This window comes from Streptomyces sp. NPDC005963 (genome assembly GCF_040638655.1).
Taxonomy (GTDB): Bacteria; Actinomycetota; Actinomycetes; order Streptomycetales; family Streptomycetaceae; genus Streptomyces.
Map to the genome: position 1 here is coordinate 90,285 of NZ_JBEXVD010000014.1, position 13,262 is coordinate 103,546.

Below are 13,262 nucleotides of genomic sequence, written 5' to 3' on the forward strand. Positions count from 1 at the left end.
ACCCTTGACGGAAAGCATCCACCCACCACGGAACGGCGGCCCGGGCAGGGTCCGCCGCACGGTGGCAGGCGTGTGCCTCATCGTCCCGGTCATCGCCCTCCTGTGGGTGCCCTGGTACGCGCAGGACCGGCCTCGCCTGGCCGGAGTCCCGTTTTTCTACTGGTATCAACTCGCCTGGGTACCGGGTTGCACGCTGGTGCTGCTCGTCGCGCACCTCTTGACGCGGCGGCGTTCGGGCCCATGACCTGACGCCTCCGTCCGGCGCCGCGCCGTCCCTTCCCCCGGCGCGGCCCACCCGGTCCCTCGTGCCCGCTGTGCCACCCCCCACCGTTAGGAGCACTGTGTCCCGGTCATCCGCGCCCCTGTCCCGGGCGAATCCGATGTCGATCCTCGTCTGGGTGGGCATCGCCCTTCTCGGGGCCGTGTGTTGGGGCGTGCTCGCCCTGTCGCGCGGCGAGGAGATCTCCGCCGTCTGGCTGGTCGCCGCAGCGCTGGGCACGTACGCCATCGCCTACCGCTTCTACTCACGGTTCATCGTGACGCGCGTGCTGCGGCCCGATGACACCCGGGCGACGCCGGCCGAACGGCTGGAAGACGGGGTGGACTACCAGCCCACCGATCGACGGGTGCTGCTGGGACACCACTTCGCCGCCATTGCGGGTGCCGGTCCGCTGGTGGGGCCGGTGCTGGCGGTGCAGATGGGCTATCTGCCGGGCACGATCTGGATCGTCTTCGGAGTGATCTTCGCCGGTGCGGTGCAGGACATGGTCGTGCTGTTCCTGTCGATGCGGCGCGACGGCAAGAGCCTCGGGCAGATGGCCCGGGACGAGATCGGCAAGGTGGGCGGAGCCGCCGCGCTGATCGCGGTCTTCATGATCATGATCATCTTGCTGGCAGTGCTCGCACTGGTCGTGGTCAACGCGCTGGCGCACTCGCCCTGGGGCACCTTCTCCGTGGCCATGACCATCCCGATCGCCCTGTTCATGGGGTTCTATCTGCATGTCATCCGGCCGGGGCGGGTGTTGGAGACCAGTCTCATCGGTGTCGTCCTGCTGCTGCTGGCGATCGTGGGGGGCGGTTGGATCCAGAACTCCTCCCTCGCGGACACCTTCACGCTCGATCCGACCACCCTGGTGTTCTGTCTGGTCGCCTACGGATTCATCGCTTCCGTGCTCCCGGTGTGGATGCTGCTGGCGCCCCGCGACTACCTCTCCACCTTCATGAAGATCGGGACGATCGCGCTGTTGGCCGTCGGTGTCCTGGTCGCCGCCCCGGTCCTGCGGGCCGAGCCGGTGACCGAGTTCGCCTCGGCGGGCGACGGACCGGTCTTCGCGGGCTCTCTCTTCCCCTTCCTGTTCATCACCATCGCCTGCGGTGCCCTCTCCGGCTTCCACTCGCTGGTCTCCTCCGGAACCACGCCGAAGCTGATCGAGAAGGAGTCCCAGGTCCGCATGATCGGCTACGGGGCCATGTTGATGGAGTCCTTCGTGGCCGTGATGGCGTTGATCGCAGCCTCGGTGCTCGACCCGGGTCTGTACTACGCCATGAACGCTCCGGCGGGCGTGCTGGGCCCCACGGTCGAATCGGCTTCGCAGGCGGTGGCAAACCTTGGATTCACCATCTCGCCCGCGGAGTTGGCGGCGGCGGCGAAGGCGGTGGAGGAGAGCACCCTGGTCGCGAGGACGGGTGGGGCGCCCACCCTCGCGGTCGGCATGTCGCAGATCTTCTCCGACGTCATCGGCGGTGAGGGCATGAAGGCGTTCTGGTACCACTTCGCCATCATGTTCGAGGCCCTGTTCATCCTGACGACCGTCGATGCCGGCACCCGGGTCGGCCGCTTCATGCTCCAGGACATGCTGGGAAACGTCTGGAAGCCGCTGGGCCGGGTCCACTGGAAGCCTGGCATCTGGATCGCGAGCGCGGTCGTCGTGGCCGGCTGGGGGTACTTCCTCTACGCCGGTGCCACCGATCCGCTCGGCGGGATCAACCAGCTCTTCCCGCTGTTCGGGATCGCCAACCAACTCCTGGCCGCCGTCGCCCTGACCGTGGCGACGACGGTGCTGATCAAGTCGGGGCGGTTCCGCTGGGCCTGGGTGACGGGCGTACCGCTCGCCTTCACGGTGGCGGTCACCTTCACGGCGAGTTGGCAGAAGGTCTTCTCGGACGATCCCCGGGTCGGGTTCTTCGCCCAGCGGGACCGGTACGCGGATGCGATCGACGCGGAAAAGGTGCTGCCGCCGGCCAAGGGCATGGACGACATGCACACCATCGTGACCAACTCCACCGTGGACGGCGTGCTGATCGTCCTCTTCGTGGTGCTGGTGACGACGGTCATCGTCAACGCCGCGCTCGTGTGCGTGCGGACCCTGCGTTCTCCCACCCCGCCGCCGACCACCGAGACGCCCTACGTCGCCTCCCGTCTCGACGTGCCCGTCGTGGAGCCGGTCGGAGCACGGGAGTGAGGGGCCGGCTGCACTTCCTCCTCGACGCCGTCCGGCGGGCCCTGGGCACGGTGCACTGGTACCTCAGAGAGCTGACCGGGGAGACGGCCTACGAGCGGCACTGCGCACGTCACCGCAAGAAGCATCCGCTGGTACCGTCGCCGACCCGGCGGGAGTTCCAACGGCTGCGCGCCCGTCGCCGGGAGGCCGAACCGGGCTCGGGGTGCTGCTGAGCGGCAATCGGCGCTGTGTGCCCGCCCGAGCGGGCGGGCACACACCCGGAGCGGGACGATCAGCAGTTCTTGTAGTCGACCCGCGTGGAGTTGTACGAACAGGCGTCGACCTTGGTGCCCGACGCCTTCTTCAGGGTCGCCGTGTCTTTGTCGTTGTTCCAGACGTAGGCTCCGCGCCCCTGGTACCGGGTGGTGGCGTTGTTGGTGCCCTTGCCGGTCCGGACCGTGACCGTCTTGCCCTTGCCGAGGCTGTAGCTCCCGAAGACGTACTTGTGGTTCGCGGCGTCGGTGAGCGTCCACCCCTTCAAGTTGACGGCCGACTTCGTGGTGTTGCGGATCTGCACCCACTCGCCGTTCAGACTGGCGTTACTCCGATTGTCGGAGCCCGGGCTGTCGTAGTAGACCTTGTAGAGATGAACCGATCCCGTGGCGGCCTGTGCGGTCGAGGGCAGCAGGACGAGCCCGCCGAGACACGCCGTGGCGGCGGCGACGGCGACGGTACGGGTCTTGAGCATGAGCATCCTTGTGAACTCAGGCCGGGCACCCCCCACAATTCGGGCCCGGCGAGGCGCTCAGACTAAGCCAAGATCACACGAAGTGAAGACTCTTTGCACTATGTGAAGGAATCGGGGACCCGCGGCACGGTCCTCCGACTGCCCGACGGCCGGCCGAGGGCCGCCATCACCCGGGGATCTCCTCGCCGGGAGCGCTCAACCAGGCCGCGACAGCGTCCGCCACTGGCTGCTCGGTCTCCAGTTCGATGAAGCCGAACTGGCCGCCCTGATTGCACTCCAGGAACCACCAGGTGCCCTCCGAGTCCTCCGCGAAGTCGAACGCGCCGTAGGCCAGCCCGGCGAGCTCCTTGTAGCGGGCCACCGCACGCGCCACCCGACCCGGCACCTCGATCGGCAGCCAGCCGTGCTCAGTGTCGCCGTACCGTCCGTCCACCTGGCCCGGCTCCGCGACCTTCCGCGCGGCGAAGGACTCCGCGCCGACGCTGGTGAGCCGGATGTCGGCGGACTTGGCGATGTACCGCTGGAACAGGGTGGGGGCGGCAGCGACATCGGAGAAGTCGGCGTCCTGCGGCACAAGGCTCGTGGGCAGCGCCATGGGCGGATCGCTCGGCGGCTTGCCCGACACCGCCTTCACCACGACGTGCCGGTACTGGTCGGCGAACTGCCGGGCGACCCGGGGGTACGTGGTGATGACGGTGGCGGGCACGGGGAACCCGCTGCGGTGCGCCAGCCGCAACTGCCAGGGCTTGAGGCGCGCCTTCGCCGCGGCTGACGGATCGTTCATCCACCGGGCCTGGGTGCACTCCAGCATCCCGTAGAGCGCCTGCCCGCTCTCGGCCGACAGCCAGGCCGACGGTTCGGGCGCGTGGGCCGCGGGTTCACCGGGCCTGCGCACCCAGATCGACCGCAGCCCGTCCATGCTCACCACGCGCCCACCCACCGACAGATAGCCGCGGAACTCCCCCCGTACGTACTCGGCGGAGAGCGTGGCCTCGCCCGGGAGGTCGCCCGGGTCGAATCGGACCAGGGGGACGCCTCGCTTGTGGAGTTGCGCCACCACCATGTCCGCCGTCACGTCCTGCTCACAGGTCAGGATCAACACCGTCATCGTGCAGCGCGGTTCAGTCGTCGAAGTGGGTGGCGGAGCCGGCTGTGGACGTGGTGGTGCCGACCGCCGCCAGCAGTGCCCTGTCCATGATGGCGGGCCGACCGTCCGGAAGGACGTTCAGCTGAAGGGTGGAGTCATACGAGTACTGGTCGATGACAGGCGCCAGTTCGGCCGGACGTGCGTAGTTCCACGCGAACGGTTTCATGGTTTCTCCCTGGCCCACACGGGACTGTTCCGTGGCCACTGCGTGGCCTCATGAGAGCAATACGCGGAAGTCGATGTAGTTGACTCATCACATTCCGTTATATTGCTCATGCTGGCTACCAGTCGGACGTCCCCGATCCGAGCAGCCGTATATCCATATGGCGAACACACCCACACATGCGGGTCGTTGACGTATTCCTGGCACTTATAGAGACGTTCGAAGTGGCTATTCCGTGCACCCCAACAGCGAGTGATGTCCGTCACCATTTGCCTCATGGGTCCCGTGGAACACGGCCAACCCGAATATCACGACAGCCACCCCACGCTTTGGTGAACACAGCGTGATAAGTCGCTGTCGATCAGTGAGTCGTCCGCGCAAACCGGCCCCCGGACCCGGAAGCTGGGTTTCGGGTACCCGGTCCCGAAGCCGGTACTCCCACGATCCCGACGACCCAAACGATACGGTTCGCCACCGACCGTACGCGGAAAGGAAGTGACCGCCGTGCCGGCAGACCTCCACCCGACCGTGCAGGTCCCGGACACCAGCCTCGCCAGGGAGGCGACCGAGCTGGTCCGCGACACCACCGACTCCCTGATCTACCACCATTCGCGCCGGGTCTACTTCTTCGGCGGACTCCAAGGGCGCAACCGGGGCCTCTCCTTCGACCCCGAACTCCTCTACATCGGAGCCATGTTCCACGATCTGGGCCTCGGCGAGCGATTCCACGACAGCGGTAGGCGCTTCGAAGTGGACGGCGCTGACGAGGCCCGCCGCTTTCTCCAAAGCCGCCGGGTTCCCGAGGACAGCATCCGACGGGTGTGGACCGCGATCGCCCTGCACACCACGCCCGGCATTCCCGAGTTCATGGAGCCCGAGGTGGCTCTGGTTACGGCGGGTGTTGAATACGATGTGCTCGGTATCGGATATCACGAGATCACCGATACGGAGCGTGCCTCCATCGTCGCTCTCCATCCCCGCCCTGGCTTCAAACGAAGGATCCTGGCGGCGTTCACCGAGGGAATCCGACCAAAACCGGAGACCACGTTCGGAAATGTGAAGGCCGATGTCCTCGCGCACTACGAGCCGGGCTTCGAACGCGGCGATTTCGTCGCGACCATCCTGGACTCGCCGTGGCCCGAGTGAGCGGGGGTCACGATCCGTTCGGATCGGGCCGTGCGGTGGTCCGTACCCCTGACCGAGCGCAGGAGGGTCCCTACGCGCCGCGGTGGCCGCGCCGCAGGATCAGACCGTAGCCGACTCCCACCACGAGCACCATGGCCGCGACCGCCAACAACACCACGGCGGGGTGCACGGCCTCGCGCAGCAGTCGGGCGCCGAGCAGACCGCCGACGAACATCGCGCCGGCGGAGGCGGCCCTGCGCACCTGACTGCCTGCGCCGGCCGGGATCTGCGAGTCGAACGCGAGCGGAGCCAGCAAGGCGGTGACCGCCCGGGTGGCCACGGTGGTCGGCAGATCGGGCACCTTCGCCCGCATGGTGGTGACGTTGAGCACCGCCATCGCGACGGTGAGGGCAGCCCCGGGCTCCGGCTTCACGGCACAGCTCCTTCCGCCCCTCCCCTCTCCTGGTCGACTGGTCATCCTCAACATGCGGGTACGGCAACGGCCGCTAGAGGACGGCGGTCTGTCGTGTCGTCAACTCGTCGTTCCCCCTCGGGTCGACGACCGGAGGCTCCTCGGCCGCAGGGAGGAAATGGAACCCCGGGCGGGGGTGCATCAGGAACTCGTGGTGGGAGATGTTCCAGGCGTAGGCGCCCGCCATCGCAAAGACGATCCGGTCTCCGGTCCGCAGTCCGGCGGCTGGCACCTTCCGTGCAAGGACGTCCTTGGGCGTGCACAGCTGCCCGACGAGGGTGACCGGCCCCCGAGCGAGGGTCGATCGCGGCCAGGGATAGGGCCAGTCGTCGACGGCCAGCACCTCGCAGGGCTGGTCGTGCCCCTTGGTCGCGGGGGTGCGCAGATGGTGGGTGCCCCCGCGCAGGACCGCGAACTCCTCCCCATGGCTGTGCTTCACGTCGAGCACTTCCGTGGCGTACCAGCCGCAGTACGCCGTCAGGGCCCGCCCGGGCTCGATCCGTACGGTCAGTCCCGGATGACGGTCGATCAGCGAGGCGAGGCCCCGCCCATAGGCGGGCCAGTCGAAGCACTCGTGGGGACGGGCGTAGTCGACGGCCATGCCACCGCCGACGTTGACCTCGTGCAGCACGAGACCGTGCCGGGCCATGAGTGCTGCGGACCAGTCCACCACGGCCCCCGCGACGGCGAGCTGCTCGGGGGCCGCCAGCCCACTGGCGAGGTGGGCGTGCACTCCGCGCAGTTCCAACTGCGGATGCTGCTCGACCACGGTACGGACCACGGTGTCCGCCTCGACGGGGTCGATTCCGAACGGGGTCGGACGCCCGCCCATCGCCAGGGCGCTGTTCGCGAGCAGGTGTCGGGCGACGGGCAGGTTGAAGCGGAGGAGGACGGCGACGCGCGCATCGGGAACGATCCGGGCGGCGAGGTCGGCCAACATCCTGAGGTCGTGGGCGCTCTCCACATGGAACCGCTCGGTTCCCAGGCGCAGGGCCGAGGCGATTTCGGCCGGTGTCTTGCCCGGACCGCCGAAGGCCAGGGGCGCCCCGGGCACGCACTCGCGCACATGCGCGAGCTCGCCGCCCGACGAGACCTCGAAGCCGTCGGTCCAGCGGGCCAGTTCGGCCAGGATCGGCCCTTCCGGATTGGCCTTGGCTGCGTAGTACGTCTCCACGCCCGCGGGCAGCGCGGACCGTACGGCTCGGGCGTGTTCACGCAGTGCGCCGAGGTCGTAGACGTAGGCGGGCAGGGCTTCGGGGGGCAGGTCACGCACCCGTGCCAGGACGGGGGGTGGGGTGGTCATCGCGTGCTCCAATCGGCGTTGGCGCGGATCGCTTCGGAGAGGACGTCCTCCGCCAACGGGGACGGCAGCCGCACATAGCCAGCCTCCCGGTCCGCCGAACGCTCCCAGCGCGCCAGCAGATTGGCCTTGGCCGGCAAGGGGACGCCGGCGAGGAGGGCCGTCAGTTGCGGTGGGCAGCCGTGCTCCTCGGCGTAGCGCACGATGGTCCGGCGCACCTGTGCCCACAGTGCGGCCTCGGTCTGCGGATGGAGGTCGGCGAGTGCGGCGAGGAGTTCCGCGATGTGATTGACGAGCAGGCAGTAGACGACCCGGTCCCAGCCGCGGCGGGCGTCGTAGGTCATCGGCTCGGCCACGTCACGGGGCAGCGCCGCGAGGGCAGCGCCGTGGTGTTCGGGCAGGAGCTTGGTGCCTTCCAGATCGCGGAAGAGGATCTGGGCGGGCCTGCCGTCGCCGTCGATGCACACGACGACGTTCTGGAGGTGCGGTTCGAGGACGAGTCCATGGTCGAAGTAGGCGGCGAGTACGGGCGGGACGAGGAGCGCGAGGTACGTCCGCCACCAGTCCAGGGCGGCCGTGGGGCTGCTGCCGGCCAGTTGGGAGATCTGGGCGGGCCCCGAGCAGTACTCGTCGGCGACGGCGGCGGCCAGGAGCGGGGTGGTGCCGGCCAGCAGTCGCGGTCCGAGCCCCTCGCGCACGATCACGCCGAAGCCTTCCAGCAGGGCGAGGTCGGGACGGCCGTCGGGTCCGGGCAGCGCGATGCTCCGGTAGGCGGGTTCGCGGAGCATCCCAGCCCGGGGGAAGCGGGTCGCGAGGTCGTCGAAGGCGGGGGCGAGCAGTCTGGTGAGGGCCACGGCGCCGGAGAGTTCGTAGTGCGCGTTCTTCCGCACGCAGTTGGTGATGCGGACGTTGAGGCTGAACTTGAGGAAGGCGTGGCCGTCGTAGAGGGTCCGTACGGACGCGGTGGGGGTGAACACCCGCTTGCCCGGGCCCAGGTCCAGGATGTCGCCGCGGCCGACGGCGGCAACCACATCCGGGCGGTTGCGCAGGTGGTCGTACTGCCAGGGGTGCGCCGGCAGCAGTCGGTAGCCGTCGGGGACGGGGTGGAGTCGGTCCAGGATGTCGGCGGCGTCGGGCTCCGCGCGTTCCTCGGCGATGAGCGGGGTGCGGACGGCGAGCATCCGCAAGGGGAAGCGGGCGCCCGCCTCCGGTGCGTAGGTGGCCCAGGCCCGTTGGTCGCCTCCGTGTGCCTTCGGGGTGGGGTGGAAGCGGTGGCCCAGGATGAGGGACTGCTCGGAGGCGAGGTAACGGGCCAACGGTTCGTCATCGGCGGTGGCCGGTGGTGGGACCTGCCTGGTCAGTGCCGCGTCGACTGCGCGGTGGCTGGCCGTGACCTGGCCGAGGAACTCCTCGTTGCGCGCGCCGGTGCGCAGGGAGAGTTCGGCGTGGGTGTGTTCGGCCAGTTGCTGCCAGTCCAGGATGGACCAGTGCTCCCCCGACTGGGTCTGAACGGGCCCGGTGAAGCGGTGGGCACCGAGCAGCGAGGTGCGGCGCAGGGCCACCCGGAGCAGCACGCCGCGGCGGGGCAGCCGTACCAGCAGGTGGCCGTCGATGACGGCGGTCTGGTGCTCGGGGCCGGACACCTCCCGGAGCAGGCAGTTGAGGAGGGTGTGGGCCACGGCCTCGTCGGCGGTGGGCATGCCGGCGGGCGGTCCGGCCGGCGTGGGGGGTCGATCGGGTGTGGTACTCGTCATGGCCGCACACTCCTTGGCGCCAGATAGTTGGGGCCGGTGCCGTAGTGCTTGTTGATGTCCGTTGCCCCTGATCTTTCCTTGGCGAGCAGGGTGCCCGCCGTGACCATGGCCTTGATGGGCAGGTGGGCCGCATCGAGGACGTGGGTGCGCAGCAGGGCGCCGGGTTGTCCCGGACGGGTGCCGAGCCGATCCGCTGCTTCGCCGAGTCGGTCGCGCACGAGGGTGAGCAGCGCTTCCAGCGATGCGTGTCCGTGGCGCGCCAGACCGAAGGCGTAGGCGCCGGCGCACAGATGGACGGTGATGGTGGTGAACAGGTCGAGTATCGGTGCGTCGCTGTTCGTGTGGATGCGCGGGTCGTCGAAGCCTGCGCCGTCCTGGCCGAGGGTGGCCCGTAGGCGGGCGGTGTGGATGCGGGGGCCGTCGTTGTCCTTGAACAGGAGGCGCAACCGGGTCCGGCCGTACGGTGCGTCCAACAGGAGGGAGACGTTCTGTTGGTGTGACTCCAGGGCGATGCCGTAGCCGAGGAGCGTGGTCTGCCAGTCGAACAGGAGGGTGAGGAGGGCGTCGAGGAGGGCGAGCGGGTCGCCCCGGTAGAAGTGGTCGGCGAGGTCCTTGATGACGAGCCCTCCGCCGGGTGCGGGGGCGAGGAGCGCGGCGAGGGGCACGACGGCGGTGTCGTCGAGTGGGGCGGGCAGCCGGCGTACGAGGACAGCGACGAGTTCGTGGCCCGCGTGGGCGAACTGCTTTTCGTCGGTGTGCAGGATGGTGTGCCTGAAGCGTGGTTCCCGCTCGATCACCTCCTCCAGGAGGCGTTGACCGGCCACACCGTCGATGAGGGTGCCGGGCTTGATGGTGCGGCGGTTGAGCCGTCCGAGGGTGGCGGTCGCAAGGGGCAGCTTGAGGTGGATGTCGGGAGTGTCGGCGAGCGCGACGGTCCGCATGGAGAGCGTGGGGACGGCTTCCAGCCATGCTGCCGGGGCGAGGGCCGCCCGGTCTCCCAGTCCCAGGGAGTGCAGGGCCCGGTTCAGCGGCTCGCCGACGGTGAGGGGGTGCAGGGGGAGACAGATGTGGGTGCGGTCCTTCTCTTCGGACAGGCCGACCGCCGAGGGGGTGGGGAAGACGTCGGGGAGGGTGCCGTGGGTCGTGACGGCCTCCCGGGGGAGGGCGACCCAGCGCAGCGGGAAGCGGGGGTGGAACTCGGGGGCGTACCTGCGCAGATCGGTTTCGGTCAGATGGGCGCGGCCCCGGCCGGTCGGGTAGACGGGGTGGTCGAGACGTGCGGCCAGGGTGTCGAAGGCGAGGGCGGCAACGGGTCCCCGCCACTGGGTGGCCGGCCGGGGCCCGTAGCGGGTGACCAGTGCGGCGCCGATCTCCTCCTGGGAGGTCGTGTGGAGTTGCCTGGCCTGCTCGGCTTGGCGGACTTCGGTGGCGAACGCGGCGAAGCCCGCACGGTCCCGGGGGTCCGCATGGGCGGCGAGTGCGGCGAGTATGTCGTCGGCACGGGTCAGTTCTCGGCCGTCCTCCTCCCTCCGCAGGAGGGGCAGCCTGGCCTCGATCCGGCTCTGGTAGCCGGTGGCGCTGCGTTGGACGGGCAGCAGGAGGGCGCCTTGGGTCGCCGAGGCGAGGCGCAGCCAACTGCCGTCCGGTCCGTTCACGGTGGTGGTGCGGCTCCGCAGCCCTGCCACGTCTTCGCGGAGCAGGGTGCTGAGGACTTGGAGCATCAGGTCTTCGTCGTTGTCCGTGCGGGTCACGGTCACGGGGTGATCTCCCAGCTCTGCCGGGCGAGGAAGTCGTCCACGGCCCGGTCGACGGCTGTCCGGTCCGTACCGATGGCACGGACGATGCCGAGGAAGTCTCGATTGGTGTGGTGGAGCGGGTGGCGCTCGCCGGGACGGCGGGTCGGCCGGTAGGTCAGTCGGACGCCGTCGGCGGTGAATTCGGTCGGGCCGGGCGCTGCGGTCAGAGTGCCGGCCCGGTCGGCGCACGGATAGGCGAGGGTGGCCGCGCCGTCGGCCCGGGCCGCGAGGTCGGAGGGAAGGGGTCGTCCGAGATGGGTGCGCAGCACATGCTCGAAGTACGGTATGTCGAGGAGCTCTGCGAGCAGTAGGTCGCACAGGTCGCCGATGGCGCGGTAGTTCACTTCGATCAGGCGCACCCGTCCCTCGTGGACGACGAACTCGGTGTGGCAGGCGCCGAAGCCGACCCCCAGAGTCGCGAGCTGGGCGAGTACCTGTTCGGTGATGGGCTCCGGGTGTGCGCCGACGAACGTGAGGCGCTCCTCTATGAAGTAGGGGAGCGGGGAGAGTTCGGTGTGGAAGCCGCCGAGGACGTGGAGGCGTTCGCCGTCGCCGAGGGTTTCCAGGGTGTAGAGCTCACCGGGCAGATACTCCTCCGCGACGAGGGTGGCACCGGGGCGACGGGTCCGGATGGCACCGGCGTGGTGGACGAGCCCGTCGTGGTCCGCGATGTGTACGACGTCCTCGCTGGCCACCCCTTCGCGCGGTTTGAGCACGCAGGGGTAGGGGATGCCGAGCGGAGTCGGGTCGGCGAGGTTCTGGCCGGGGGGCAGTTCGACGGACCGGACGGTACAGACGCCTGCTGCGGCGAGGCGACGGCGCATCTGGGCCTTGTCCTTGGTGCGCAGTGCTGTCTGCCAACTCTTGCCCGGCAGTCCGAAGAACTCGGCGGCCAGCGCGGTCTGGGTCTGGAGGTGGTCGCTGTTGCTGAAGATCGCATCGGGGGTGCGATGCGCGGAGATGCTGGTGATGACCGCGTGGTGGTCACGGACGTCGCATTCCAGGACCTCCGTCTCGGGGTGACGCCCGCGGTGCGCCCGGGGCTGGTCCGTCAGCAGGGTGATGCCGAGGCCGAGCCGTTGTGCGGCGGGGAGGAAGCCCTCGGAGACCGAATCGGTGGGATTGAGGGCGAGCACATACATCTGCATGGGTGAAATACTTCCGCGCGCACATTCGCTGGGCATGGGACAGACCGTAAACAGGCAGGAAACCACCGGAGCGATTCCGTCGGCGGACACCCCGACCATGGAAGAACTCCCTGGTCGCAGCGGCCTGACCGGGCCGGATCACCAGAGGTGAGCTTAGGTTAGGCATCCCTAAGAATGCCAATTCCCTGTGTTGCGGCACCCGTTGGCAAACGCATACGAGTGATGAGGTTAAGGTGAGCCTTACCTTCCTCTCGCTCGTTCCCGCTCCTTGAGGAGTACCCGTGACTTTGGCCCCGGCGCTGGCGCCTGCCGGAGCTGCCCTCAGCTGCTCCACTCTGCTGGCATCCTCCTACGCGCGGCTCACAGCCCTGTGCGAGGCGCTGCACGTGGAGATCGTCCCTCCCCACACACCGGCCGCTCAGGGCTGGATCGACGGCGCCGAGTTGGCCTGCCGCCCCGAACTGCTCGATGCCTTCCTCGACGCCGAAGCCTGCCGCATCCACGAACGGCACGACCACCTGGCCCGGCCCGACGTGGTGGCGTCCCGCGCGCTGCACGGCTATCTGTGGTCGACCTGCCTGCTGATCAGCGGACCGTGGTACTTGGAGCGTCGGGTGCCACGGCTGCGACCCGACGCGGTGCGCGTCAGTCGAACGAGTGATGCTCTCGCAGTGGTCCCGGGTAGTTTCTGCTGTCTGCCGGACGACCCCGCGTCAGGACTGCCCGGGGTCAAGGTGGTCGCGACCGAAGCGGCCCTGCGTGACGAACTGCGGACGGCGGTCGCCGATCACGTACGACCGCTACTTTCGGCCATCGCCCCGCGGCTGCGGCGGGGGCCACGAAGCCTGTGGGGCATGGTCGGTGACGACCTCGTGTCGGGGATCTGGTACCTCGGACGGATGATGGGCGACGAGGAACGCGGGGTGCGCGAAGCCGGTGAAGTGTTGCCGGGCCCCGTCGGACCGTTCCTGGGCGGCGCCGCCTTCCGAAGGCTCCAGGGAAGTGCCGGACAGTCGCACCCCACCCGTACGCGCATGGGGTGCTGCCTCTACTACACGATCCGGCCGGCCGAGGCATGCGCCACCTGCCCGCGGACCAGTGACGCGGAGCGGCTGCGACGTCTGGAAGAGACCACCTCCTGAGGGTGGGCACGACACCCCGCGCACGG

The 13,262-nt window shown here is 69.2% G+C and carries 13 protein-coding genes; 5 read left to right on the forward strand and 8 right to left on the reverse strand.

Annotated elements, in window-relative coordinates; all coding sequences use genetic code 11:
* Positions 1-61: 61 nt before the first annotated feature.
* From ABZ348_RS19940 to ABZ348_RS19950, 3 genes are all read left to right on the forward strand, one after another.
* Positions 62-244: a DUF3311 domain-containing protein gene (locus ABZ348_RS19940; RefSeq protein WP_358934915.1), complete on the forward strand. Its 183-nt coding sequence runs from the start codon at positions 62-64 to the stop codon at positions 242-244.
* A 136-nt stretch (positions 245-380) separates the two neighbouring features.
* Positions 381-2,462 (forward strand): carbon starvation CstA family protein, encoded by a 2,082-nt coding sequence (locus tag ABZ348_RS19945; RefSeq protein ID WP_358934917.1) that lies wholly within the window; start codon positions 381-383, stop codon positions 2,460-2,462.
* The gene (locus tag ABZ348_RS19950; RefSeq protein ID WP_358934780.1) at positions 2,459-2,674 is read left to right on the forward strand and encodes a YbdD/YjiX family protein; all 216 of its coding nucleotides are present in this window, start codon (positions 2,459-2,461) and stop codon (positions 2,672-2,674) included. The genes ABZ348_RS19945 and ABZ348_RS19950 overlap by 4 nt, the downstream gene beginning before the upstream one ends.
* 59 nt (positions 2,675-2,733) lie before the next feature.
* Here ABZ348_RS19950 and ABZ348_RS19955 read toward each other — a convergent pair whose 3' ends face one another.
* From ABZ348_RS19955 to tgmA, 3 genes are all read right to left on the reverse strand, one after another.
* A complete protein-coding gene (locus ABZ348_RS19955) occupies positions 2,734-3,189 on the reverse strand; it encodes a lamin tail domain-containing protein (protein ID WP_358934781.1) in 456 nt (151 codons plus the stop codon).
* 166 nt (positions 3,190-3,355) lie between these two features.
* The gene (tgmB, locus tag ABZ348_RS19960) at positions 3,356-4,297 is read right to left on the reverse strand and encodes an ATP-grasp ribosomal peptide maturase (RefSeq protein WP_358934783.1); all 942 of its coding nucleotides are present in this window, start codon (positions 4,295-4,297) and stop codon (positions 3,356-3,358) included.
* Between the two features lie 13 nt (positions 4,298-4,310).
* Positions 4,311-4,502, reverse strand: a complete 192-nt coding sequence (gene tgmA / locus ABZ348_RS19965) for a putative ATP-grasp-modified RiPP (protein ID WP_329013359.1) — start codon at positions 4,500-4,502, stop codon at positions 4,311-4,313.
* 501 nt (positions 4,503-5,003) lie between these two features.
* Between tgmA and ABZ348_RS19970 the strand changes: the two genes are divergently transcribed.
* Positions 5,004-5,645 carry an HD domain-containing protein gene (locus tag ABZ348_RS19970; protein WP_358934785.1) on the forward strand — a complete coding sequence of 214 codons (642 nt, stop codon included), beginning with the start codon at positions 5,004-5,006 and terminating at the stop codon, positions 5,643-5,645.
* 70 nt (positions 5,646-5,715) lie between these two features.
* On the opposite strand, the gene ABZ348_RS19975 is transcribed toward ABZ348_RS19970, so the two are convergent.
* From ABZ348_RS19975 to ABZ348_RS19995, 5 genes are all read right to left on the reverse strand, one after another.
* Complete coding sequence (locus tag ABZ348_RS19975) at positions 5,716-6,057, reverse strand: DUF1275 family protein (RefSeq protein WP_358934787.1); 342 nt, start codon at positions 6,055-6,057, stop codon at positions 5,716-5,718.
* 73 nt (positions 6,058-6,130) lie between these two features.
* Positions 6,131-7,399, reverse strand: a complete 1,269-nt coding sequence (locus ABZ348_RS19980) for a type III PLP-dependent enzyme (RefSeq protein ID WP_358934788.1) — start codon at positions 7,397-7,399, stop codon at positions 6,131-6,133.
* Complete coding sequence (locus tag ABZ348_RS19985) at positions 7,396-9,150, reverse strand: IucA/IucC family protein (protein WP_358934790.1); 1,755 nt, start codon at positions 9,148-9,150, stop codon at positions 7,396-7,398. Before ABZ348_RS19985 ends, ABZ348_RS19980 begins: the two co-directional genes overlap by 4 nt.
* Positions 9,147-10,871: an IucA/IucC family protein gene (locus ABZ348_RS19990; protein ID WP_358934919.1), complete on the reverse strand. Its 1,725-nt coding sequence runs from the start codon at positions 10,869-10,871 to the stop codon at positions 9,147-9,149. The genes ABZ348_RS19985 and ABZ348_RS19990 overlap by 4 nt, the downstream gene beginning before the upstream one ends.
* Positions 10,872-10,903: 32 nt before the next feature.
* Positions 10,904-12,094, reverse strand: coding sequence for an ATP-grasp domain-containing protein (locus tag ABZ348_RS19995; RefSeq protein WP_358934792.1), 1,191 nt, complete (start codon positions 12,092-12,094; stop codon positions 10,904-10,906).
* 281 nt (positions 12,095-12,375) lie between these two features.
* On the opposite strand from ABZ348_RS19995, the gene ABZ348_RS20000 reads away from it, so the two are divergent.
* The gene (locus ABZ348_RS20000; protein WP_358934794.1) at positions 12,376-13,236 is read left to right on the forward strand and encodes a (2Fe-2S)-binding protein; all 861 of its coding nucleotides are present in this window, start codon (positions 12,376-12,378) and stop codon (positions 13,234-13,236) included.
* Positions 13,237-13,262 lie beyond the last annotated feature (26 nt).

Bases quoted from the DNA above. Each gene is read 5' to 3' on its own strand.
- ABZ348_RS19945 (WP_358934917.1), top strand. From the start codon at position 381: ATGTCGATCCTCGTCTGGGTGGGCATCGCCCTTCTCGGGGCCGTGTGT.
- ABZ348_RS19955 (WP_358934781.1), bottom strand. From the start codon at position 3,189: ATGCTCAAGACCCGTACCGTCGCCGTCGCCGCCGCCACGGCGTGTCTC.
- tgmB (WP_358934783.1), bottom strand. From the start codon at position 4,297: ATGACGGTGTTGATCCTGACCTGTGAGCAGGACGTGACGGCGGACATG.
- tgmA (WP_329013359.1), bottom strand. From the start codon at position 4,502: ATGAAACCGTTCGCGTGGAACTACGCACGTCCGGCCGAACTGGCGCCT.
- ABZ348_RS19980 (WP_358934788.1), bottom strand. From the start codon at position 7,399: ATGACCACCCCACCCCCCGTCCTGGCACGGGTGCGTGACCTGCCCCCC.
- ABZ348_RS19985 (WP_358934790.1), bottom strand. From the start codon at position 9,150: ATGACGAGTACCACACCCGATCGACCCCCCACGCCGGCCGGACCGCCC.
- ABZ348_RS19990 (WP_358934919.1), bottom strand. From the start codon at position 10,871: ATGCTCCAAGTCCTCAGCACCCTGCTCCGCGAAGACGTGGCAGGGCTG.
- ABZ348_RS19995 (WP_358934792.1), bottom strand. From the start codon at position 12,094: ATGCAGATGTATGTGCTCGCCCTCAATCCCACCGATTCGGTCTCCGAG.